We start from the raw sequence: 17,785 nt of genomic DNA on the forward strand, positions 1-17,785 counted from the left end.
GTCGCACAGCGGAGTGGAGAGGGTCCGGGATGAGGAGTCGACGCTCTCGACCGGGGAAGCCGGGCGCGGCGGCGCTCGGCTTCTCCGGAGGCCGGCGCTACGCCTCGGGCGGCTGGTCCCCGCGACGGGCGGCGTCGCGCTTCTCGCGGCGCAGCTGCGCACCGCCGCCCGCGATCAGGGCGAGCGCGAGCGCGATGCTGCCCAGGCGCAGCGGCCAGGGCAGGTCCGGGAGCAGGATCATCGGCAGGGCGGCGACGAACGTCGCTCCCACGAAGTACCAGACCGCGACCGGCGCGGCGGGATTCTCGTTCGAAGTCATCCCTTCACGGTAGCCGCGGGGCTCGGCGCGAGCCTCCCCCTGAGGTCGCAGTCCCCGCGGAGGACGGGCGCGCGCTGCGGGACGCGGCCCGACCCGGCGGACGGGCGGCGCGCGAACCGCTCAGCGCCCCGCCCGCTCGCCGCTCACGGTCGTCCCTCCAGGAGGCGGGTCGTCCACCGGGCCAGCGCGGTGACGGCGGCGCGGGACAGCTCGGCGCCGGGCATCATGCTGGTGAAGCCGTGGAACGCTCCGGGCCAGACGTGGAGTTCCGCCTGGACTCCGGCTTCCCAGAGGCGGCTCGCGTAGGCGACCGTCTCGTCCCGGAACACCTCGGCGCTGCCGCAGTCGAGGTAGGCCTGGGGGAGTCCGGACAGGTCGCCCGCTCGTGCGGGCGCGGCGTAGACGGAGACGTCCTCGCCGCCGCGCCGGGCGCCGAGGTAGGCGTCCCAGCCGAACCGGGTCATGGCTCGGCCGGCGACGCCGATCCCGTCGATCTGCCTCGTCGAGACGGTCGAATCGCTGTCGTCGAGCATCGGGGAGATCAGGATCTGGGCCAGGACCGACGGTCCCCGGCGGTCGCGCGCGAGCAGGGCGGTGCCCGCGGCGAGTCCGCCACCGGCGCTCTGGCCGACCAGGACGATGCGGTCGGGGTCGACGCCCAGTGCGTCGGCGTGCTCGGCGGTCCAGACAAGACCGGCGTAGCAGTCCTCCACGGGGTAGGGATCGGGGTGCTCGGGGGCGAGGCGGTAGTCGACGGTGACGAGGACGACGTCGTGGGTGAGCAGCCAGTCGTCGTAGGAGTCGAGGTTCCCGAGGTAGTGGCCGAACATCATGCCGCCGCCGTGAATGGTGAAGAAGCAGGGGGCGGTGCCGGTGCGACCGGCGCGCTGGAGGATGCCGAGGTCGATCGGATCACCGTCGTGCCCGGGGACGGTGATGGTGCGCCGTTCGAGGCCGCGGGCGCGCAGTGCGTCGTCGAGCTCCTGCTCCGTCGTCTCCAGCTCGCGCATGCGCGGGAGCATCGCCGTGGTCAGGGTGAAGGGTCCGCGCTCCTGCAGCCGGTCGAGGAAGGTCGCGAGCTCGGGGTCGAAGGGCGGCGGCGTGAGGATGTCGGACATCGGTGGTCTCCTGGGTCGAGGTGGTGCGGGAACGGAGGGCGCCGGCGGCGACGAGCACCGCGGCGGCGAGAGCGAGGGTCGGGGCGGCGACGGTGGTCGCGTCCTGGAAGCGGAGGAGGTCGGGCGGCGCGCTGACGGATCACGAAGCCGGTCCCCGCGAGGACGGCGGCCGCCGGTCGCGACCGAGGAGGCGCCGGTCACCCGCTGCAGGCCCGCGGTCGACGCGTGCAGGTCGCGGCCGAGGGTGGGCAGGGCGACGATGAGGATCGAGCTGTCGAGCATCCCGAGCAGGGACGCGGCCGACCGGCCGGTGAGGGCGATCCGCTCCTCGCGCAGGCGGCGTGGGGCCGTGCCTCGCGGGGCGGATCGGGGGCGTCGAGCACCATGGGCGCACTCCTTCACGGGGAAGAAGTGGCGGATCACTCGATGCCGCGTGTGCGCACAGACCGCGGACGAGCGCGGACTGCTTTTTACCTCAGATGAGGAGAGACTACACCCGGGCGGAGGCCCGGCGATCGGAACCCGGCGTCGAGCAGGGCGGCTCCGGCGTCGAGTGAGCGGTTAGGCCCCGGGCTCGGAGGAGCGGTTCAGCTGCGCGGCGATCGGTACGGTGCCGGCGACGACGACGTCGCCGGTGTGCGCGGTGGTGACGGTCTCGATCAGCACGATCTCGACCTCCTCCTCGGCCACGGGATTGTGCCGCACGCCCCGCGGGACGACGCTGCCGACGGGTCGAGAGCCCGCCACAGAGCGCCTCGAGTCAGAGCGCTTCGAGCACCTCGACCGCTCGCTGGACCCCGTGCTCGGTCCGCAGGAGACGGCCCACCTCCGCCGCCCGCTCCCGCCGGGACAGGGCGTCGCTCATCGCGGGCACGAGGGTCGCGGCCGAGAGGCGGCGCAGCGGGACCGGTGCGGCGGCGAGACCCTGCCGGTGCAGCTGGGCGGCCCAGAACGGCTGGTCGGCGGTGACGGGCACGACGACGGCGGGCACGCCGGCCCGGGCGACGGCGTGCGAGGTGCCGGCCCCGCCGTGGTGCACGGCGAGCGCGGCACCCGGAAGGACCGCGTCGAACGGCGCCGACCGCACCGCCAGCACGTCGGGGCCGCTGCACTCGGCCGGCAGCGCGAGTCCGCCCCACCCGGTGACGAGCAGCACCCGCAGGCCGTGGGCGCGGGCGGCCGTGACGATCGCGTCGCCGCGAGCCGAGGCGTCTCCGGTCGCCATCGAGCCGAACGACGCGACGAGGAAGGGTCCGCCGGCCAGGAACTCGGCGACCGCGGGGTCGATGGACGTGGCCGACTCCGCGAACCACGCTCCCGTCTGGTGCACCCGCTCCGGCCAGTCGTCGGGGCGCGGCAGCAGCGCGGGGCTCACCGCCATGAGCGTCGCGCGCGACGGCGACCGCCGGTCCGGACGACGCCCGCCCGGCAGCTCGGCGGCGGCGCGCGCCACGTCGGCCTCGAAGAGCCGGGCGGCGCTGCGCGGCACGGCGTAGGTGTGCCGGTTGAAGGTGCCGAGGTCGCGGGTGGCCGTCGGACCGCCGGCGGCGGGGAACCGCTCGCTCGGGGTGGCCACCGGCGCGAACTCCACCAGCACGCGGGGCACGCCGAGCGCGTCCGCCGCCATCGGCGCGCTGAGGATCAGCGGATGGTGGACCACCACGTCGGGCTCGAAGGCCAGAGTCTCCCGCACCGCGGTGGCGAGCATCCGCCGCATCGCGGGCCGCACCTCCCGGCGCAGGTGGTTCGCGAGCGCCCACGGGGTGCGGCCGGCGGGGGAGAGCACCCGCCGAGCGTCCAGGCCGAGGGCCACGGTGTCCACGCCCTGGGGGGCGTCCGCGTCGTCGGGCAGGGCCAGCTGGACCTCGTGACCGCGGGCGACGGCGTGCCGGGCGAGGGCCGCGAACGGCTCCACATCGCCTCGGGTGCCGGCGGTGGCGAGCATCATACGCATCCCCCCAGTGTGGCCCGCAAGTCATCACCCGGCGTCGAGGGGCCGGGTAGCCTCGGGCGAGTGACTGATGGCAGTGAGCGGACGGCGAGCACCGCACCGCTCGCGATCGGCGCGGTCGTGCGCCGCCTCGTGCACATCTCGCGCCCGGTGCTCTGGATCAACACCATCGGCTCCGGGCTCGTCGCCGTCTGGCTCACCGGCGCGCTGTTCGACCTGCGCGCCCTGCCGATCATCCTGTGGCTCACCCTGCCGTTCAATCTGCTGATCTACGGCGTCAACGACGTCTACGACCAGGACACGGACGCGTCCAATCCCCGCAAGGGCTCGATCGAGGGCGCCAGGATCCGGCAGTCCGAGGTGCGGCTGATCGCCTGGGCCGTCGGGGCGACGAACGTCCCGTTCCTGGTCTACTTCCTCCTCGCGCTGCCGCCGCTCGCGAACGCCGCGATCCTGCTCTACGCCGGTGTCTTCGTCTTCTACTCCGCACCGCCGCTGCGCTTCAAGGCGCGACCCTTCCTGGACTCGCTGAGCAACGCGGCCTACGCGCTGCCGCTGGTCATCGTGCCCGCCGCCTTCGAGGTGTCGCCGGTCTGGCCGGCCGCCATTGGGCTGATGGCCTGGAGCGTGGCCAAGCACGCCTTCGACGCAGTGCAGGACATCGTGGAGGACCGCGACGCGGGCATCACCACCACCGCGGTGCGGCTCGGGGCGCGCGGGACGGCCCTGTGGAGCGGGGCGTGGTGGATCGTCTCCACGGTGCTGTTCGCCCTGGTGAGCGTGCCGGTCGCCGCGGTCAACCTCGTGATCGCGGGCGTCCTCGTCGTGCGCCTGCTGCGCGACCCGACGCCGGAGACCGGTCACCGGCTGTACCGCCTGTCGGTCGCCTTCCCGTACATCGCCGGCTCCTTCGCCGGGGTCCTGCTGCTGGTCTCGATCGTGCTGGGAGGCTCCGCATGAGCCGCATCGTCGTCGTCGGCGGCGGGATCGGCGGGCTCACCGCGGCCGCGCTGCTCGCGCACGCCGGCCACCGGGTCACCCTCCTCGAGGCCTCCGCCGAGCTCGGCGGCAAGAGCCGCCGCCTGCAGCTGGGCGAGGACCGCATCGACACCGGGCCGTCCCTGGTGACGTTCCCGGCGGTGTGGGACGAGCTGCGGCGGCGCCTCGGCGACGGCGAGCGCGCCCCCGAGCGCGTCCGGGACGCCGGCCGGCTCGACCTGGTGCGGATGCCTGAGGTGGGCCGCTACTACTACGACGGCGAGGAGACCTCGCTGCCGGTCGCGCCGGACCACCCCTGGTACCCGGCCTGGCGGCGCTTCTCGGAGCTGCACGCGCCCCTCGCCGACGACGTGACCGAGCTGCTGCTCGCCGATCCGCTCGACCGGGCCGCCCTCCCGGCGCTGCGCCGGCTGCTGGCCGTCTACGGCTCGCGCCTCACCACGCGCGCCTACCTCGACGGCCTGCCCTGGCTGCCGGACGGGCTGCGCGAGATCATCGCGATCCACACCCTGAACGCGGGTGTCTCGCCTGCGCGCACCCCCGCCCTCTACGCGAGCATGCCCGCGATCATGGCGGAGACCGGGGCCTGGGTGCCCCGCGGCGGCGTCTACGAGATCGTGCTGGCGCTGGGCCGGCTGACCGAGGCGGCCGGCGTCGAGGTGCGCACCGGCGAGGCGGTCGTCCGCATCGAGCGCGGGTCGGTCACCACGGACGCCGGGCACTACTCCGCCGACCTCGTCGTCAGCGCCCTGGACGCGGACCGGCTCGAGGCGCTGACGGGGCCCTCGCGGATCTCGGCGCTGCCCCGCCTGCGCCCCCGCACCCTCTCCTGCTCGGCGATCGCGCTGTACGGCGTGCTGCGGGAGGAGCTGCCGGCGAGCATCGCGACGCACAGCGTGGTGCTGCCGACGCGGCCCGCCGCGCTCCACCGCAGCCTCGAGGCGGGCGACGAGCCGGCGGACACCATGGTGTTCGTCAACCAGTACCGCGCGGGCGAGGTGTACCCGAATCCGCACAGCACCCTCGGCGTCCTGCTCACCGCGCCCGCCGACGGCGGCCGGTACACCGCCGAGCACCCCTTCGTCCGGCGCGAGGTCGAGCGCGTCTCGCGGGCGATGGGGCTCGACGGGCTCCTCACCGACCTCCTCGACGAGCAGACGGTGCTCGATCCGCAGTACTACGGCGAGGGCGGCGAACCGCACGGCGCGCTCTACGGCGCGGCGCGGCCCTCCTGGCAGAGCGGGCCCTTCCACCGGCCCGCGTACCACGACCGCCTGCGGCCCTGGCTGTGGCGGGTCGGAGCGTCGGTGCACCCCGGCGGCGGGATCCCCGCGGTGGTGGGCGGCGCCATGATCGCGGTCACCCGGCTGCTGAAGTCGAACCCGGCCTAGCCGGCGCCCCCTGCACGCCGGTCGAGCAGCGCCGCAGGGTCGTGTCGATACCCGCTGTCGCCTGACGTGTCGGTGATGGTGGATCTCGATACGCCCGCTTCGCGGGCTACTCGATCAGCATGGGTGCGCTGCCGGCGGCGGCGCGTCAGGCGGGCGTGAGCCGGAGGGGCGGGCGGGGCTGGATCGGCGTCGTCCCCGGTGCCGTCGGGGAGATCCACTGCACGACCGGGCTGGTCGCGGTCGAGCCCGGGCCGAACGTGAAGGCGAAGTCGGCCGCGCCGGCGACGGTCGGACCGGTGAGGTAGGCGAACGCGGCGCTGTCCTCGTCGACGACGGTCCAGCCCGCGGGCAGGGCGATCGTCGACGCGTCGAAGAACTCCGCGGGGATCAGCAGGAGCCCGGGGTAGCCGATCGCGTAGCAGTCGGCGGGCACCAGCAGCCGGAGCGTCGATGTCCCGCCGAAGACGGCGGGGTTCGTCAGCCACTCGAGCACGGGGAAGCCCCGCGGCCCGACCTCGATGGTCGACGAGACGGAGCCGGTGACCTCGCTCTCGGTCCAGGTGGCCGTGGTCGTCCAGTTGCCGGACAGCTCGCCCCACTCGACGTTGAAGCCCTTCGTCCCCGCGCTCACGCCGTCGGGAGCGAGGATCGTGATCGTCCGGCCGTTGTCGTTGATCACCGTCCACCCCGTCGGTGCGACGACCGACTTCGCGGGGGAGAAGGCGTACTCCTCGAGGACGGTCAGGGTGAGAGTGCCGGTCCCGCGGACGACCGGAGTGCCGCGCGGGGGCGACTCCAGGGTGAGGAAGAGGAGGGACGACTCCGTCTGGACGCCCCTCGGGCCGTCCCAGGACAGGCGGGCGGTGAGCCCGGCGGTGCTGGCCGCCGCCATCGGCGCGGCGGTCGCGACCGCGACGACCGGGGTCGACCAGGCCGCCCCGAGCACGGTGCGCCTCGCGACGTCGGAGGGGCGGGGGTCGCGGACGCCGTGTGTGCTCATCGGGGCGAGTGTCGCAGTGGGGGAGTGCCCGCGGCAAGATCCTCTAGCGGACATGTCCGCTTGCGGACAGGAGTGCCGGGGGAGCCGTGCCGCGGACCCGCCGCTCGTCCTGCGGTGCGAGGCGCTCGCACTGCCGCGCGGGTCGGGTCGGCTCCGCACTGCGGCGCCCGTCGGTCACGCCGGAGTGCGCGCAGCCGACGGGAACCCGCGCAGAGGCGGCGCCGCCAGGACAGTGAGCCCCCTCCTCGCGGCCTCCGGTTCGGATCCGGAACCCCGTGTGTCTGCAACCTAGACCTCGCGAGTCGCTCTGGGAAGCGCTCGGCGGACCCAGGAGGGGGATGTCGCACCGATATCGACGAAGCGTGAGGATTCCGGCCCGTTCGGGCGTAGCCTCCGTTCCGACCCCATCCGGACCCCTTTCGCGTGGCCACAGCATCCATTCCGGATGCACCCGACGTCAGGATCCCCATGGGACGACTCGTCTACGACTCGCGGCTCGACGTGGACTTCGAGGACCGCCTCCTCGGTCACCTCCAGGTCGTCATCGGCACCAAGCTCGGCCGGGGCGAGAGCTTCTACCTCTCCTGGAAGGACCTGCCGGCCGTGGGCAGCGGTCGCACCTCGATCTGGCTGCATCCCGCGAGCGTGCTCCGGTTCCGGTACGCCAGTGCCGATCGCGTCGTCCTCAACCGGGCCTGGGTGCGGCGCTGGATCGCGGACTCCTACGCCCCGGGCGGGCTGCGCCTCACCGACGAGCCGGAGCCCGAGGGGGAGCGTCCGCCGCGGACCGTGACTCCGGCACCGTCCCCGCGGGCGCCGCGGCTCTGACGTCGTCCGCTCCCGGGGACCGTCAGTCGCGGGACCCGAGGGCGGACTCGGGGGTGCTGCCGTCCCAGGCCGCGAGCAGGCGGAGGCGGTCGGCGCTGTCGCCGTGCTCGTCGGGGTAGTAGATCACCAGGACGAGCCCGTCGACCGGCAGCTTCTCGCGGTGCAGGTCGAGGGGACCGACGCGGGGGTGGTCGATCGTCGCGGTACCGCCGCGGAGCGGGCGGACGTCGTGCCGGGCCCAGAGGGTGCGGAAGCGGGCGCTGGCGAGGGAGAGCTCGCCGACGAGCTCGACCGCACGGGGGTCGCTCGCGTCCTGGCCGAGGGTCTGCCGGGCCACGCCGACGAACGACTCGACCGCCGTCTCCCAGTCGCGGTGGAACAGGCGCTCCTCCGGATCGAGCAGCAGCGACCGCAGGCGGTTGTGGCCGGGGGCGAGTCGCGGCGAGAGCGACACGGCCGCCCGGTTCGAGGCGAGGACGTCGAAGTAGCGGCCCTCGACGAACGCGGGGACCTCGAGTGCGGCGAGGAGGTGGTGCAGCCGCGCGGGGACCTGCTCCGTCGGCCGTGCGCGCCGCCGCACGCGGGGCTTCGGCGCGGCGAGGTCGTGCAGCCAGGCGGTCTCGACGTCGTCCAGCTGCAGGACGCGGGCGAGGGCCTCGAGCACTTGCGCGGAGGGGTTGTCGTCGCGGCCTCGCTCGAGCCGGACGTAGTAGTCGGCGCTGATGCCGGCGAGGAGGGCGACCTCCTCGCGGCGGAGGCCCGGCACCCGCCGCCGCGTCCCCGACGGCAGGCCCACCCGCTCGGGAGCGACGAGCGCACGCCGGGCCTGCAGGTACTCGCCGAGCGCGTTCGCCGGTGCGTCGACATCCATGGGGCCGACGATACCCACCCCGTCGCGCGCGGAGAGAGGCCCTGCCACTCCCCGGATCCGCCGGGACCTGGCTGCCTCCGGCGGCGCCGACGACCATCGAGCCGAGCCGTTCAGCACGGACCCGTCACCTGCGGGCCCGCTCAGCACGGACCCGTTCCCCAGGAGGAGACGCCATGGACATCACCGACCGCACCGTCCTCGTCATCGGCGGCACCTCGGGCATCGGCCTCGGCCTCGCCCGCCGCTTCGCCGCCGCCGGCAGCACCGTCGTCGTCGGCGGGCGCGACACCGACCGGGTCGACGACCTCGAGACCGTCCGGATCGACGTCACCGACGCCGACTCCGTGACCCGCGCCAGGGACGAGGTGCTGGCGGCGCATCCCGGCCTCGACACGGTCGTCACCATGTCCGGGGTCCTGCTCCAGGAGGACCTCCGCGACCCCGCTCACTTCGCCACCGCGGAGCGGACCGTCGCGGTCAATCTGCTCGGCACGATCCGCGCCGTCGACGCCTTCACCCCGCACCTCCTCGGCCGGGGCGGCGGCGACATCGTCACCGTCTCCTCGGGCATCGCCTTCCTGCCGTTCCCGCTGATGCCCAGCTACGGCGCGTCGAAGGCGGGCGTCCACGCCTACACCGAGTCGCTGCGGGCGCAGCTCGCCGGCACGGGCGTCCGGGTGACCGAGCTCGTCCCGCCGGCCGTCGCGACCGCGGGCCAGGAGGCGGTCAATCCGGCGGCCCTGCCCCTCGACGCCTACCTCGACGAGGTCCTCGAGCTCCTGACCCAGGAGCCCACCCCGGACGAGATCGTCGTCCGGGCCGCGCAGCGGCTGCGCTGGGCGGAGCGGGACGGCACCTACGCCGAGCTCCTCGCCGCCCGTTCCCGGTCGCTCGACGCCCTGCCGGGACGCTGAGCCGGCGCCGGGAGACCGGGAGACGGCGAGGCGGAGATCCCGAGGAGGCGCGAGCGGCGCGGCAGTCCTATCGTGAACGAGGAGGTCGTCATGGTCCGTTCGGCAAGCAGGAAGTCCCGTCCGTTCACGCCCCGTCTGCTCGTGCTCTCCGTCGCGGTGATCGGCGGACTCGCCGGCGTGACGGGCTGCTCGACGGGGGCGGCTGAGGAGACGCAGGCGTCGACGGCGCCCTCGACGCCGCCCTCGGCGTCCACGTCGACGGCCGCGTCCAGCGCGACCGCCGCACCGGCGAGCCCTTCCGCGTCGGCACCGTCGTCCGCACCGCCCGCGTCGTCGGCCGGCTGCACCCCGAACGACACCCCCGTCCCGGCCGGCGTCGCGACGGCGGAGATCGGGGACGTCGACGGCGACGGCCGGGCGGACCAGGCGTTCTACGACGAGGACGGCGGCTTCGACTACGGCATCCGCACCGCCTCGGGCGCGACCTTCCTGCAGCAGGACACGCTGGCGGGCCCGGCGACCCACCGCGGCTGGACGGTCGCGGTGAGCCCGACCCTCGCGGCGACGGTCCTCAGCGACGGCAGGACCGCTGCGCTCTTCGCCTTCACCGACTGCGCGTTCGTGACGCCGATCGGCGTCGACGGGCAGCCCTACCGGTTCGTCCTCGCCGGATTCGGTGACGCCGGCACGGGCGTCACCTGCGGCACAGCCGACGCCGACGGCCACCACTCGATCTCCGGCGTCCTCGCCGCGCGGGACGCCGACGGGAGGTACAGCATCACCTCGACGCAGGTGGAGCTCTCGGCCGACGGGCGCACCGCGACCAACGGCGCCGTCACGAGCGGCGGCGACGCCCTCGCGCAGGACGACCCCGCGGTCGTCGCCGCGATGACGGTGACCTGCGACGGCGTGGCGAGCGTCCAGACCAGTGGGGAGTGACGGCCAGGAGCGCCGCGCCTCCGGGCGGCGTCGACGCACGCGCTGAGGAACGCCGCCTAGGCTCCCGAGCGTGTCGCGAATGCTCTCCGCCCTCGTCCTCGCCGGTAGTGGCCGCGCTGGTGCCGGCCGCTACGACGACCCCTGGCATCCCTTCGACGAGACGACGGAGTGCGTGGCCGGCCTCCTGCGCGCGTCGGGCTTCGCGCTCACCGTCGCGCCGGACGTGGACGACGCGCTGCGGCGGTTCGAGGACGCTCCGGATCTCGTCGTCGTCAACGTCGGGCTGCCCCGGGACGGGTCACCGTCGCCCGCCGCCACCGCGCGGGCCGGCCTCCGACACCTGCTCGCCTCAGGTGCCCCCGTGCTCGCGCTGCACGCCTCCTCGACGAGCTTCGTCGACGCGCCGGAGTGGGAGCAGGCGATCGGCGGCCGGTGGGAGCGGGGGACGTCCTTCCACCCCGAGCACGGCGAGGCCCGCGTCCGCCTCCTCGGGCACCCGCTCACCGCGGGGATCGGCGACTTCGTCCTGCAGGACGAGCGCTACACGTCACTCCGCACGGCCGCCGACAACGAGGTCGTCGCGGTCCACGAGCACGACGGCGTCGAGCACCCACTCATCTGGCTGCGCGAGGCCGGCGACGACCACGGCCGCGTCGCCTACGACGCCCTCGGCCACGACGCCCGCTCCTTCGAGTCGCCCGAGCACCGCGAGATCCTCCGCCGCCTGATCGCCTGGACGACGCGGCAGGACGAGGTCTGAGCGCACCACGGGAGCGGCGCACGGTCGGCGCGGATCCGCGAGGACACGCACGTCGCGGGACTCCGACGTCGGAGCATCAGTGGGCGTCGTCGTTGCCCATCTCGTGCACGATCCGGCCATGGCAGCCGGCCTGCGTCCAGTCGTAGGGGCCGGTCGAGGTGAGGTTCGTGCCGTAGAGGGCGGCCATGGCCTCGCTGTCCTCCGCGAGGGGCTCGGAGCCCCGGTCCTCGGGCGAGCGCTCCCACCACAGCTTGAAGGTGTAGTCGAAGCCCTCCTCGCGCATGCAGCCGGCGATGCGCAGCTGCATGTCGACCCAGCTGACCGCATTGCCGAGCTCGTCGCCGACGAGGCTCGCCGGGTAGGTGATGTCGTCCGGTGCGTCGGAGACGTCGTAGAGGCGGACGCCCCACTGGTCGTACCGGTGCCCGTCGGGGGCGGCGGTCGGCGTCGCCTCCTCGAACGGCGTGTCTGGCTCGTGGGCGGCGGGGGTGATCGAGGGGAGCGGCGACGAGGCGACGTCCTCCTCGACGACCGGCGGGTCGGCCGCCCGCGCGGCGGCGAAGCGGTCGTCGTAGTCCTGGACGGCCGACGCCGTGGTGGCGGCGAGGACGGCGCCGAGGCCTGCCGTGAGGAGCAGTCCTCCCGCGGCGAGGGCGATCGTGGCGCGCAGCCGGGTGGTGCCTCGAGGGCGGGGATCCGTCATGTCGTGACCTGGCTTCCGGTGGGGCGTCGGGCGATGGACCAGCAGAGGGCGGCGGCGAGCAGGACGAGTCCTTGCGCGTTCCCCAGCAGCAGGAGAAGGAGGTCGAGAGAGGGCACCGAGGACACGAGCACGGGGACCGTGGCGCTGACGTACCAGAGTGCGTCGACCCCGACCGTCGGGAGGACCGAGACGGCGACCGCTCCCAGCACGGCGCCGGCACGGCGTGTCCGCTGGTGCAGGAGCAGCAGCAGAGCCAGCGCGGCGACGGCGGTCGCCGCGAACACCGGTGCCGTCGTCGCGAACGGCACCGGACTCTCCGTGATGAGGCGGATGCTCGCCCACCCGCCGACGACGACGGAGGCCAGGACGAGCACGAACACGACAGCCCAGAGGGCGGTGGAGAGCGACCCCACTCGCGCGTCGAAGAGCATCTCCGCGCTTCCCTCGTGGAGTCGGGCGCGGCGCCACAGCAGATCCGCCCCGGCGCCCCGGACCGTGCGCGAGGCGATCTGCCGAGCCGTGCGGCGGGGAGCCTGCTCCCTCTCCTCGGCCCACCGGGTGTGCTCGAAGAGGTCGGACGCGATCACCTCCGCCCGCTCGGTCGCGAAGTGCGGATCCAGCCCGCGGGTGTAGAAGCGGCACCAGCGCAGCGCGGCGACCGTGGAGCGGCGCACCGCCGCCGACGATCGGGCGCTCACGCCGTTCCACCGAGGACGAACGGGGCACGACCGGCAGCGCCCGAGCGGGCAGCGGAGGCCGCGTGGGCGACGGCGCGTCCCTCGCCGGTCACCTCGAAGCGGCGGCGTGGAGGGCGGCCCTGCGCGTTCGCCTCCGCCTTGTCCTCCCAGGACGATGAGACGAGACCGCGCTCCTGCATCCTCCCCAGCGCCTTGTAGAGCGTGCCGTGCGCGGTGAGCGGCCGGCCGTCTCCACTGGCGAGCGATGCGGCGAGAGCGAAGCCGTGCGTCGGCTCGCCCGCATCGATGAGCGCGTCCAGGAGGTCGAGCTCGAGGGGGAGGACCGCTCCCTGCTTCCGTCTGGGCATGACCGAAGAATAGGAAGATAGGGGAGGGAGGTCAAGGGCGGCGCGGGATCGCGGTCGCCCGACCGGCGCGCTCCTGCTGAGGTGACTCCGTGCGGAGCGTCCGTCAACGCCTGCGTTCCGGCCAGGCCTGCCATGCCCGGCTCCAGGGCGCGGACAGCTGCTGCCCATCGTGACTGGTCACCTCATGCACGCCCTCCTCGTTGGTGAAGCCGCTCGACATGCCCAGCTCACCACCGCCTCCGATGCGGTAGGCGACGGTGATGCCGTCGTCGTGAGCGGTGATGCTCTCCTCGTAGCGTCCCGCGACGACGTCGAGGACGGTTCGCTCGAGGTCGTCCGCGAGGGCGGTCCAGTCGTCGTCGCAGGCGTCGCAGCCGCAGACGGGGTAGTTGAACCGCTGCAGTGCTCCGGCGTGGAGGAGGACACCGGGGAAGACGGTCCAGACGATCGTGAGCGGGGCGGCGTCGACCGATCGCGGGGTCACGCGGACGGCACGGGCGGCCCAGGAGATCTCGGCTTCGTCCCGGGCCGCGAGGGCCGGGTCGTCCTCGACCGTGACGTCGTAGCTGCGAGCGAGGTACTCGAGCAGGGCGTCCGCGATCGTGTGGACGGGTCGGAACCGCTCGGTGTCGCGGGTGACGGAGTAGCTCTCGTCCGGAGGTGGTCCTCCTCTCCAGCGGTTCCCGTAGGGGATCGGCCGGCCGGCCTCGTCGGTGAAGACGCGGTCCTCGACAGCGGGTCGGGTGTAGTCCGTCATGAGGGAGAGAGTAGGGCGGAGCGCCGACCGGATCCCGCAATGGCTCCCGGCCCGGACCTGCGCTCAGACGGCGCGCTGAGCCGCGTTGCGCGGCCTGCGGCGAGCCGATCGTCCGAGCTCAGCGTCACCTGCGATCGACGCGGGCCTCTCCCGGCATCGTGAGCCGGAGGATGAGGGTGAGGACGAGGCCGAGGATGCCGCTGAGGAGAAGCGCGGCGACGACGAGGGCGGAAGCGCCGAACGACCCCTGAGCATCGTTGCTCGTGTCCACCGGCACGAACCAGTAGACGACGGCTCCGACGACGAACAGCACGCTGACGACGAGGGCGCCGATGCAGGTGTCTCGCCGCACCTTCTCCTGGGACCCGTCTCCTGACAGGTTGACGAGCCAGAGGATTCCGATCACGGCGGGAGCGCCGGCGAGGAGCGCAAGGAACACGGGTTCTCCTAGTGGGTCCAGTGGGCGTCGTCGTTGCTTTCGGTCAGTTCCAGTGTCGAGGGGCCCCTCTTGAAGGTGCGGGCCGACTACTGGTCCCAGGAGTACGCCCCCTGGGGACGGGCAGCGTTCTCGAGGGGCCGACTACTGGTCCCAGGAGTACGCCCCCTGGGGACGGGCAGCGTTCTCGAGCTGACGGTGCCGGCGCCCCGACCGTCCCGCCCCGACTGTCCCGCTCGAGGTGGGTCGATCGTCGTCGTTGCGCCGTCGATGTCCATCACGCTGATGCGATCGAAACGATGGAACGCTGATAAGTCCACCAGCTCCATCCTTTCAGCACGAAGTCGTAGCCGACACCGGGGGTCAACGCCTGCGCCTGCTCCGTCACCCATTGATCGGACGCACCGTTCCCGCCCGAGAGGAAGAGGGTCCCGCAGTCGGTCGTCTCGACCTCGAACTTCGGGGTGTAGCGGGCGTGGATGTCGACGACCTCCGTCACTGTGCACCGAGCCGACGAGATCGTGTTCTCCCAGAGGACGCTCCAGGCAGTGATCGGCGCTGCTACCGCCAGGACCACGAGCGCTGTGACCGCCACAGCCTTTCGTCGCATCGAACGGACCAACCTCTCAACACCCTCCAGGGCTCGGTTCTCACAGTGCGCGGTGGGCTGGGCCGACTGATCACGCAGCCGTGATGAAGACGATCTCGCCGACCGCATTCGTCCACCTCATGTCGTCGCCCAAGCGTGTGACAGTGACGGGTTCGCCGAGAAGTTCGTCGAAGAGATGTCCGGCGGCGCCGGCGGGAGCAACGCACCCGCGAAGCAGGGTCATGGTATGAGTGACGGTCAGGACGCCGTTCTCGAAGGCGAACGAATCCGTCTGCACGTTGCAGCCGTCGTCGAACGCGAACTCGCCGGCTCCGGCGCCGTCCATGGTGATCGTGAGGTCGAGCCGATCCGCCGGTGCCTGGACATCGTCGGTCGTGATGCTGGTCAAGGAAGTGCTTTCGTACTGACCTGATTCCAACTCTGCGACCAGCGTCGGCGTCGGCGTCGCGACCGGCACCGGTTGCTCGCTGCCGGAGGTGCACCCGACCAGTGCGCCGGCGATCGTCGCGGCGAGCAGGAGCAGTGAGATGGTGCGAGGCATGTGGACTCCCGGCGGGTGGAGCGACGCTCCGTTCGGCTGAGCAAAGCACGCTCGCGCCGGTGCCGCTACGCGCTGAGCGGTTTCGACGCGATCAGAAACCCTGCATATCCAGGGAACGCCGACGATGCGTCGTCCGCCGTCCCGAAAGCGAATCGCCTCTGGGTCAGACCCGGCGTTTCTCTGCAGATCCGAGCGCCCGTTCCGAGGGCAGCGGGGACAGCAGGCCACCGAGTTGGCGCTTCGCCTTCTGGTATCGACTGCGTGCCGTGGACGGTGGGACGGAGAGGATCTGGGCCGCCTCGCTGAGAGAGAAGCCCTCCCAGTGCACCAGTCGCACGAGCTCTGCCAGCTCCGGAGTGAGTTTGCTCAGCGCTGCTCGAACGTCGAGGACGACGTCGGAAGGTTCTCCGATCACGCCGATGGGGTCGACGGTGCCGCGAAGCTTCTCGGCGAGGAGGTCTTGGCGCCCTCGTGGGGGATCTGAGACGCACTCGACGCGAGTATGGTCGGGCAATGGACATGTCAGCATTGCTCACAAGTATCCTGGTCGCCCTCATCGGTGCCGCCTATGTTGCAATTGCGATACTCGCTCTCGTGCAAATTCTTCGCTCACCGAACGAGCTGATCCGTAAGGCCATGTGGGTGGCAGTAGTCATCATCGCTCCCTTCCTCGGGTCGGTCGCCTGGTTCTTCCTTGGAAGAAACCGTGGACATAGATTGAGCAACGGTCGAATGGGATGACTCAGGCTCTTCTCTCGAGTTCGACGCGTCCGACTTTGGTGATCGCCGGCACGTCGGCCTGATCGGGAGACGCGGACCGGGCTCCCCGCCGGCGCGTCACCTCACCCGGGTCGGTCCGCGGTGCGTGCTGGCGCCGGGGACGTCCCAGGCGGACAGGAGGCCGAGCATCGCGCGCTTGTCCTCGAGTTCGGGGTTCCGGGTCAGGAGGAGGTGCAGATCTCGGACGATGAGGTCGAAGTACTCACCCTCAGTCCGACCTCGGGGGTGGGAGAGGTACGAGGCCTCGGCGGGCCAGAGCGAGTCGGTGCCGAGCATCATCTTCACGGGGTGCACTCTGGCGCCGACCTGCACCGTGACGGGGTGGTAGGAGTTCGTGACGTCCGGTCGTCTCGGTGGGGCGGCGAAGCTCAAGAATTCTGTTGCGGTCACGTCGTACGTGAATCCGCTCGCGGTCCACAGCTCGAACATCCAGTCGGTCCACAACGCCGAGTCGTCGGGAACTCCCTCGATGTTCGAGTCGCGCTCCATACTGCAGAACAAGGTCCACATGTCGAGTCCCGTGAAGCCGACCATCTTCTCCACGAAAGCTTGCAGGGCGCGGTCAGCCGTCTCGGCGTCGTAGAGCAATCCGATGTCGTCAGCCATTCGCGCTCACAGCGGGTATCCGAAATAGCGTTCGAGCCAGCTCGGATGGCTCATCACGATCGGCCCGTCGTACCGGTCCCACAACGACTCCTCGGCAGCGACCGTGAAGTCCAGGGCTTCGAGAGCTGCGGTCATCGGTCTCAGGTCCTCCGATTCGACCAGCGCATCGAACTCCTCCTGCGAGTACGCGCCCGGCGTCTCGAGCGCGAGGAAGCAGAGGTCCCCGTGCCGACTGATGCAGACCACGAGGTTCGCCGATGTGCGGTTCGCCGCTCCGTTCACCGTCACGTGAGTGAAGGTCGCGGAGTCCTGCCAGTCCCGGAGTGGATCGTCGACCGACACGGCGCCGGGGAAGCTCTCCTCGAGCAGCGCAGCGAGCGCGTTCACCTTCGCCGCCAGCCGCGGACCGTCGAATCCGACCGGCTCGTCACGCCCAGGGCCGTCCAGCTCACGCAAGCGGCGCTCGAGCGCCGTCCCCTCCAACCACATGGCCGAAGTCTTCCGCTGCCGTGACCGCGGTGCCACCGTTGTCGCGATCGGTTCGAGCCGGAACGAGCGCATCGGCCGTCTCGCCTGAGTATCGATCAACGGCTCACCGGCGCCCGCGGTGAGCGCCGATCCAGAGGAGCAGCACTCCGACGATCGCCGCGACGACTCCGAGTGCCATCACCGTCGCGTCCGCGGGGTGCATCGCGCAGGCCGCGGCCACGTCGTCGTCTGCGCAAGTGCGCCACGGCTGGAGGAGGAACACGACGGCCACGATCACTCCGAGGGGAGCGAGAACCGCTCCGGTCGTGGTCAGCAGGTCGATCCGTTCTCGTGCAGCCATGTCCTGACGGTAGCTCCCGCCGTTGCGCCTCTACTGGTGCTCGATGCGCGACGCCGAGTCCAGGCCGAAGGTGCGGAGGGGGTCGGGGCCGTCGAGAGTGATGGACGTGCTCGGGTCGCCAGCGAACTCGTCTGCTGAGCGCTCCTGGGTTCCACGGCCCGCATAGGCGTCGCGGAGGACACTGGCTGCGGCGCCGGCGGGAGCCACGGCTTCTCGGAAGCGTCGGCGTCGGAGGAGTCCCAGAGTGAAGCCGACGGCGATGACGAGGCCGAGGGCCATGATGAGCAGTGCTTCGGACATCGTGATCTCCGATCGTTGACGTCGGTTCAGTCGAACACGCCCGATCAGCGAATGCAACGCCGCCGGTCGGGCGACCGGGCCTCCCCTC

Annotated in this window: 25 protein-coding genes; 7 read left to right on the forward strand and 18 right to left on the reverse strand. The window is 72.3% G+C overall.

Annotation, left to right across the window (positions count from 1 at the left end; translation table 11 throughout):
• Positions 1-97: 97 nt before the first annotated feature.
• The 4 genes from EDF36_RS12420 to EDF36_RS12435 form a co-directional block, all read right to left on the reverse strand.
• Positions 98-319 (reverse strand): hypothetical protein, encoded by a 222-nt coding sequence (locus EDF36_RS12420; protein ID WP_123703975.1) that lies wholly within the window; start codon positions 317-319, stop codon positions 98-100.
• Between the two features lie 143 nt (positions 320-462).
• Positions 463-1,437, reverse strand: coding sequence for an alpha/beta hydrolase (locus EDF36_RS12425; protein WP_123733229.1), 975 nt, complete (start codon positions 1,435-1,437; stop codon positions 463-465).
• Between the two features lie 561 nt (positions 1,438-1,998).
• Positions 1,999-2,184, reverse strand: coding sequence for a hypothetical protein (locus EDF36_RS12430; RefSeq protein ID WP_123733230.1), 186 nt, complete (start codon positions 2,182-2,184; stop codon positions 1,999-2,001).
• Between the two features lie 13 nt (positions 2,185-2,197).
• Positions 2,198-3,391 (reverse strand): glycosyltransferase, encoded by a 1,194-nt coding sequence (locus EDF36_RS12435; protein ID WP_123733231.1) that lies wholly within the window; start codon positions 3,389-3,391, stop codon positions 2,198-2,200.
• Between the two features lie 60 nt (positions 3,392-3,451).
• On the opposite strand from EDF36_RS12435, the gene EDF36_RS12440 reads away from it, so the two are divergent.
• Both EDF36_RS12440 and EDF36_RS12445 read left to right on the forward strand, forming a co-directional pair.
• Complete coding sequence (locus EDF36_RS12440) at positions 3,452-4,348, forward strand: UbiA family prenyltransferase (protein WP_123733232.1); 897 nt, start codon at positions 3,452-3,454, stop codon at positions 4,346-4,348.
• Positions 4,345-5,778 (forward strand): NAD(P)/FAD-dependent oxidoreductase, encoded by a 1,434-nt coding sequence (locus EDF36_RS12445; protein ID WP_123733233.1) that lies wholly within the window; start codon positions 4,345-4,347, stop codon positions 5,776-5,778. The genes EDF36_RS12440 and EDF36_RS12445 overlap by 4 nt, the downstream gene beginning before the upstream one ends.
• 145 nt (positions 5,779-5,923) lie before the next feature.
• On the opposite strand, the gene EDF36_RS12450 is transcribed toward EDF36_RS12445, so the two are convergent.
• Positions 5,924-6,778, reverse strand: a complete 855-nt coding sequence (locus tag EDF36_RS12450) for a hypothetical protein (RefSeq protein WP_123733234.1) — start codon at positions 6,776-6,778, stop codon at positions 5,924-5,926.
• A 468-nt stretch (positions 6,779-7,246) separates the two neighbouring features.
• Between EDF36_RS12450 and EDF36_RS12455 the strand changes: the two genes are divergently transcribed.
• Positions 7,247-7,606, forward strand: coding sequence for an ATP-dependent DNA ligase (locus EDF36_RS12455; RefSeq protein WP_123733235.1), 360 nt, complete (start codon positions 7,247-7,249; stop codon positions 7,604-7,606).
• Between the two features lie 22 nt (positions 7,607-7,628).
• On the opposite strand, the gene EDF36_RS12460 is transcribed toward EDF36_RS12455, so the two are convergent.
• Positions 7,629-8,477, reverse strand: a complete 849-nt coding sequence (locus EDF36_RS12460) for a helix-turn-helix domain-containing protein (protein WP_123733236.1) — start codon at positions 8,475-8,477, stop codon at positions 7,629-7,631.
• A gap of 173 nt (positions 8,478-8,650) precedes the next feature.
• On the opposite strand from EDF36_RS12460, the gene EDF36_RS12465 reads away from it, so the two are divergent.
• The 3 genes from EDF36_RS12465 to EDF36_RS12475 all read left to right on the forward strand — a co-directional run bounded on the left by EDF36_RS12465 (position 8,651) and on the right by EDF36_RS12475 (position 11,090).
• Positions 8,651-9,391 (forward strand): SDR family oxidoreductase, encoded by a 741-nt coding sequence (locus tag EDF36_RS12465; protein ID WP_123733237.1) that lies wholly within the window; start codon positions 8,651-8,653, stop codon positions 9,389-9,391.
• Between the two features lie 90 nt (positions 9,392-9,481).
• On the forward strand, positions 9,482-10,330 hold the full coding sequence (locus EDF36_RS12470; protein WP_148060036.1) for a hypothetical protein: 849 nt from the start codon (positions 9,482-9,484) through the stop codon (positions 10,328-10,330).
• A 79-nt stretch (positions 10,331-10,409) separates the two neighbouring features.
• The gene (locus EDF36_RS12475) at positions 10,410-11,090 is read left to right on the forward strand and encodes a ThuA domain-containing protein (protein ID WP_123733239.1); all 681 of its coding nucleotides are present in this window, start codon (positions 10,410-10,412) and stop codon (positions 11,088-11,090) included.
• A 76-nt stretch (positions 11,091-11,166) separates the two neighbouring features.
• Here EDF36_RS12475 and EDF36_RS12480 read toward each other — a convergent pair whose 3' ends face one another.
• From EDF36_RS12480 to EDF36_RS21990, 8 genes are all read right to left on the reverse strand, one after another.
• Positions 11,167-11,793 carry a hypothetical protein gene (locus EDF36_RS12480; protein ID WP_123733240.1) on the reverse strand — a complete coding sequence of 209 codons (627 nt, stop codon included), beginning with the start codon at positions 11,791-11,793 and terminating at the stop codon, positions 11,167-11,169.
• Positions 11,790-12,491, reverse strand: coding sequence for a hypothetical protein (locus tag EDF36_RS12485; protein ID WP_123733241.1), 702 nt, complete (start codon positions 12,489-12,491; stop codon positions 11,790-11,792). The genes EDF36_RS12480 and EDF36_RS12485 overlap by 4 nt, the downstream gene beginning before the upstream one ends.
• Positions 12,488-12,838 carry a PadR family transcriptional regulator gene (locus EDF36_RS12490; RefSeq protein ID WP_185020456.1) on the reverse strand — a complete coding sequence of 117 codons (351 nt, stop codon included), beginning with the start codon at positions 12,836-12,838 and terminating at the stop codon, positions 12,488-12,490. The genes EDF36_RS12485 and EDF36_RS12490 overlap by 4 nt, the downstream gene beginning before the upstream one ends.
• A gap of 103 nt (positions 12,839-12,941) precedes the next feature.
• Positions 12,942-13,595, reverse strand: coding sequence for a DUF6226 family protein (locus EDF36_RS12495; protein WP_123733243.1), 654 nt, complete (start codon positions 13,593-13,595; stop codon positions 12,942-12,944).
• Between the two features lie 124 nt (positions 13,596-13,719).
• Positions 13,720-14,034, reverse strand: coding sequence for a hypothetical protein (locus tag EDF36_RS12500; RefSeq protein WP_123733244.1), 315 nt, complete (start codon positions 14,032-14,034; stop codon positions 13,720-13,722).
• Positions 14,035-14,308: 274 nt separating this feature from the next.
• Positions 14,309-14,530 (reverse strand): hypothetical protein, encoded by a 222-nt coding sequence (locus EDF36_RS12505; RefSeq protein WP_148060037.1) that lies wholly within the window; start codon positions 14,528-14,530, stop codon positions 14,309-14,311.
• A 181-nt stretch (positions 14,531-14,711) separates the two neighbouring features.
• Positions 14,712-15,182 (reverse strand): META domain-containing protein, encoded by a 471-nt coding sequence (locus tag EDF36_RS12510; protein WP_123733246.1) that lies wholly within the window; start codon positions 15,180-15,182, stop codon positions 14,712-14,714.
• 163 nt (positions 15,183-15,345) lie between these two features.
• On the reverse strand, positions 15,346-15,711 hold the full coding sequence (locus EDF36_RS21990; protein WP_123733351.1) for a sigma factor-like helix-turn-helix DNA-binding protein: 366 nt from the start codon (positions 15,709-15,711) through the stop codon (positions 15,346-15,348).
• On the opposite strand from EDF36_RS21990, the gene EDF36_RS12520 reads away from it, so the two are divergent.
• Positions 15,696-15,923, forward strand: a complete 228-nt coding sequence (locus EDF36_RS12520) for a PLD nuclease N-terminal domain-containing protein (RefSeq protein ID WP_123733247.1) — start codon at positions 15,696-15,698, stop codon at positions 15,921-15,923. The genes EDF36_RS21990 and EDF36_RS12520 overlap by 16 nt on opposite strands.
• 96 nt (positions 15,924-16,019) lie before the next feature.
• Here the strand turns inward: EDF36_RS12520 and EDF36_RS12525 are convergent, their stop codons facing one another.
• From EDF36_RS12525 to EDF36_RS12540, 4 genes are all read right to left on the reverse strand, one after another.
• On the reverse strand, positions 16,020-16,568 hold the full coding sequence (locus EDF36_RS12525; protein WP_123733248.1) for a hypothetical protein: 549 nt from the start codon (positions 16,566-16,568) through the stop codon (positions 16,020-16,022).
• Between the two features lie 6 nt (positions 16,569-16,574).
• Positions 16,575-17,057: a hypothetical protein gene (locus EDF36_RS12530; RefSeq protein ID WP_123733249.1), complete on the reverse strand. Its 483-nt coding sequence runs from the start codon at positions 17,055-17,057 to the stop codon at positions 16,575-16,577.
• Positions 17,058-17,160: 103 nt separating this feature from the next.
• The gene (locus EDF36_RS12535; protein ID WP_123733250.1) at positions 17,161-17,397 is read right to left on the reverse strand and encodes a hypothetical protein; all 237 of its coding nucleotides are present in this window, start codon (positions 17,395-17,397) and stop codon (positions 17,161-17,163) included.
• Positions 17,398-17,427: 30 nt separating this feature from the next.
• The gene (locus EDF36_RS12540; protein ID WP_123733251.1) at positions 17,428-17,697 is read right to left on the reverse strand and encodes a hypothetical protein; all 270 of its coding nucleotides are present in this window, start codon (positions 17,695-17,697) and stop codon (positions 17,428-17,430) included.
• Between the last annotated feature and the right edge of the window lie 88 nt (positions 17,698-17,785).

Origin of the sequence: Rathayibacter sp. PhB152 (assembly GCF_003751395.1) — a bacterium.
GTDB lineage: Bacteria > Actinomycetota > Actinomycetes > Actinomycetales > Microbacteriaceae > Rathayibacter > Rathayibacter festucae.

Coding starts and splice junctions, on each gene's coding strand:
- EDF36_RS12420 (WP_123703975.1), bottom strand. CDS start 319: ATGACTTCGAACGAGAATCCCGCCGCGCCGGTCGCGGTCTGGTACTTC.
- EDF36_RS12425 (WP_123733229.1), bottom strand. CDS start 1,437: ATGTCCGACATCCTCACGCCGCCGCCCTTCGACCCCGAGCTCGCGACC.
- EDF36_RS12435 (WP_123733231.1), bottom strand. CDS start 3,391: ATGCGTATGATGCTCGCCACCGCCGGCACCCGAGGCGATGTGGAGCCG.
- EDF36_RS12445 (WP_123733233.1), top strand. CDS start 4,345: ATGAGCCGCATCGTCGTCGTCGGCGGCGGGATCGGCGGGCTCACCGCG.
- EDF36_RS12450 (WP_123733234.1), bottom strand. CDS start 6,778: ATGAGCACACACGGCGTCCGCGACCCCCGCCCCTCCGACGTCGCGAGG.
- EDF36_RS12455 (WP_123733235.1), top strand. CDS start 7,247: ATGGGACGACTCGTCTACGACTCGCGGCTCGACGTGGACTTCGAGGAC.
- EDF36_RS12460 (WP_123733236.1), bottom strand. CDS start 8,477: ATGGATGTCGACGCACCGGCGAACGCGCTCGGCGAGTACCTGCAGGCC.
- EDF36_RS12465 (WP_123733237.1), top strand. CDS start 8,651: ATGGACATCACCGACCGCACCGTCCTCGTCATCGGCGGCACCTCGGGC.
- EDF36_RS12470 (WP_148060036.1), top strand. CDS start 9,482: ATGGTCCGTTCGGCAAGCAGGAAGTCCCGTCCGTTCACGCCCCGTCTG.
- EDF36_RS12475 (WP_123733239.1), top strand. CDS start 10,410: ATGCTCTCCGCCCTCGTCCTCGCCGGTAGTGGCCGCGCTGGTGCCGGC.
- EDF36_RS12480 (WP_123733240.1), bottom strand. CDS start 11,793: ATGACGGATCCCCGCCCTCGAGGCACCACCCGGCTGCGCGCCACGATC.
- EDF36_RS12490 (WP_185020456.1), bottom strand. CDS start 12,838: ATGCCCAGACGGAAGCAGGGAGCGGTCCTCCCCCTCGAGCTCGACCTC.
- EDF36_RS12495 (WP_123733243.1), bottom strand. CDS start 13,595: ATGACGGACTACACCCGACCCGCTGTCGAGGACCGCGTCTTCACCGAC.
- EDF36_RS12510 (WP_123733246.1), bottom strand. CDS start 15,182: ATGCCTCGCACCATCTCACTGCTCCTGCTCGCCGCGACGATCGCCGGC.
- EDF36_RS12520 (WP_123733247.1), top strand. CDS start 15,696: ATGGACATGTCAGCATTGCTCACAAGTATCCTGGTCGCCCTCATCGGT.
- EDF36_RS21990 (WP_123733351.1), bottom strand. CDS start 15,711: ATGCTGACATGTCCATTGCCCGACCATACTCGCGTCGAGTGCGTCTCA.
- EDF36_RS12525 (WP_123733248.1), bottom strand. CDS start 16,568: ATGGCTGACGACATCGGATTGCTCTACGACGCCGAGACGGCTGACCGC.
- EDF36_RS12530 (WP_123733249.1), bottom strand. CDS start 17,057: ATGTGGTTGGAGGGGACGGCGCTCGAGCGCCGCTTGCGTGAGCTGGAC.
- EDF36_RS12535 (WP_123733250.1), bottom strand. CDS start 17,397: ATGGCTGCACGAGAACGGATCGACCTGCTGACCACGACCGGAGCGGTT.
- EDF36_RS12540 (WP_123733251.1), bottom strand. CDS start 17,697: ATGTCCGAAGCACTGCTCATCATGGCCCTCGGCCTCGTCATCGCCGTC.